Source organism: Flectobacillus sp. (assembly GCF_049240685.1).
Classification (GTDB): Bacteria; Bacteroidota; Bacteroidia; order Cytophagales; family Spirosomataceae; genus Flectobacillus.
The window spans coordinates 1-2,303 of the sequence record NZ_JBMLSD010000338.1; the positions used below are offsets into that span (position 1 = coordinate 1).

2 protein-coding genes are annotated in these 2,303 nt (G+C 37.1%); one reads left to right on the top strand and one right to left on the bottom strand.

What is annotated here, in order from left to right; translation table 11 throughout:
• Positions 1–140: 140 nt before the first annotated feature.
• Positions 141–1,031: a helix-turn-helix domain-containing protein gene (locus ACOVQ4_RS15230; RefSeq protein ID WP_421821484.1), complete on the top strand. Its 891-nt coding sequence runs from the start codon at positions 141–143 to the stop codon at positions 1,029–1,031.
• 171 nt (positions 1,032–1,202) lie between these two features.
• Here the strand turns inward: ACOVQ4_RS15230 and ACOVQ4_RS15235 are convergent, their stop codons facing one another.
• Positions 1,203–2,204, bottom strand: coding sequence for a DsbA family protein (locus ACOVQ4_RS15235; RefSeq protein ID WP_421821485.1), 1,002 nt, complete (start codon positions 2,202–2,204; stop codon positions 1,203–1,205).
• Between the last annotated feature and the right edge of the window lie 99 nt (positions 2,205–2,303).

The window sequence follows — 2,303 nt, forward strand, 5'->3', positions numbered from 1 at the left end:
ATAGGATTGTGCAACGTGAACTACTAGTATCCAGTAATGCAAGATTCAGTCTAGGACTCATTTTGTCATGAATAAGTACATGGCAACTTGCACATTTTTAGGTTTTACAAGATATAGACTTTTTTACAGTCAAAAATACGATGGAGCACTACAAAACCATAACCGAATTACATGAGCGAAGTGGGTATCCGCCACCAGAGCATCCTATGATAAGCTTGTTGACCTGCCAAGAGCTTTCTACTTGCTCGTGGGGAGAAAGTAAGTTTACGGCTGATTTTTATATGATTGCGCTCAAAAAAATCAAATCTGGGACTTTTTTGTATGGCAAAACCAAGTATGACCATCACAATGGTTCTATGTCTTTTGTGAAACCAAGACAGGTTTTGGAAATTACCAATGTTGAGCTTTCCGAAAAAGCCTTTGTAATTTATATTCACGAAGATTATTTTCTTGGACATCCGATGCACGAGGAGATTAGAAAATACGGCTATTTTGATTATGAAATCAATGAGGCATTGCATCTTTCTCCAAGTGAGGAATTGATTATGTGGGATTTGTATGAAAAAATTGGAATGGAGTATCGAAACAATCAAGATGAATTTAGCAAAGATATCATTTTGGCACATATTGATTCTATCTTAAAATACGCTCAAAGATTCTATAAAAGACAATTTCTCAATCGTACAAAGCTTTCTGGTGGAACGGTTTCGAGGTTCCAAAAAATCCTTAGAACTTATTTCGAAACTGGTAAAATCAGACAATTTGGTTTACCTTCTGTAAATGCCATAGCCAATGAATTAAATACTTCTGCAAGATACTTAAGCGATTTACTCAAGCAAGAAACAGGAAAAACGGCCCTAGAGCATATCCATATTTTCTTAATAGACGAAGCAAAAAATCTTTTGTTGGGAACAGACAATACTATTGCCGAAACAGCCTATCAACTAGGTTTTGAAAATCCACCCTATTTTAGTAGACTATTCAAAAAGGAGGTTGGACTCACCCCTCTCGAATTTCGCTTGAAAGGATAGGTTGATTCATAAAAGCATCCTTAGTTGCAGCAATGGTAAGAGGTGTAAATTTTTTTAAACTGAACTGATATAAAAGTAATTCCCATTAGTGGGTGAATTTATTCACCTACTAATGGGAATTTTTGGTGATGTAGCTATTTTTTTAAACTCAGAAGTATTCAGCACCAACATTTATTTCACTCGCCAAATACTCCCATTTTTGGTTGTATGCTGTTTGAGCTTGCCTTCCAGTGTCAACTGTTTAAGCAATGTTTCGCTTTCTTGACGAGATTTGCCACTTAGTTCTGTAAACTCTCTAGCAGTAAGGGTTGGGTATTTGGCAAACAAACCCTCCCAAGAAGTATCATAACTATCCTTAAATACAGCGGGTGCCAAAGTTCTAATCGTGGTTTCGAACAAAGCATAAGGTCTAAATCCATAAATCACTTGGGAGTTATTCAACGAATTACTTAGCAAAAGCGTCGGAAATCCTCTCACACCCATTTTTTTGGCTAGTTGCAAATCTTCCTTGAAAAGCTCTCTAGCATTTCCAGAAAAGTCTACTTCAAGTTTCTGTACGTCGAGCCCTACTTCTATAGCTGCGAGCTTGATTTGTTCCCATTCTGCAATATTCTTTTTTTCTAGAAAAACCATCTCTCGCATTCTTCGCATCAGTTGATAGGCTTTGCTTTCGTCCTGTATTTGGGCTGCCTTAAAAGCAATCGAAGGAGGGTATGAAGAAGCAAGTGGATTTTCTAGCCAAATATCGCCATCTATCGGCATATCATAATAGGCGCTTACTTCGTCCCAGTGATGGGCTACATCCGAAGGCTTGCTTATACCTCCTGCATTATAACTCCAATCTGGCAGCAAGCCTCCCATTCGATATTCGATTTCGAGGTATTTCCCATATTCAAGTTTTAGCTTACGAAGTTGAGGCTCGATACCCCAGCAAGAAGAACAAATTGGGTCGGTAAAATAGATTACCTTAATCAGTTTTTTTTGTTGGAATTGATAATCTAATTCTGTAGCTGTAGACGAACTATCAATTTCACAGACTCCTGTTTCTGGGTCGCAGAGGAGTGGATTTGATTTTGAATCTTTCATAGGATTTTTCATTTGTGCTTGGCAGATATATCCGCCAAGACTGTTTAACAAGGCAATAATGATTAAATTTTTGATGAGAGCGTTCATGAACTAATAAGGTGTTTTTTTAGAAAATAGTCATTTCAAAAAGAGTTTTTAAGTTTGTACGAAAAATTAAATTTGGGAAAAGGCATAAGGCATAAGGCA

Excerpts from the sequence above, each read along its gene's own strand:
- ACOVQ4_RS15235 (WP_421821485.1), bottom strand. The coding sequence starts at position 2,204 with ATGAACGCTCTCATCAAAAATTTAATCATTATTGCCTTGTTAAACAGT.
- ACOVQ4_RS15230 (WP_421821484.1), top strand. The coding sequence starts at position 141 with ATGGAGCACTACAAAACCATAACCGAATTACATGAGCGAAGTGGGTAT.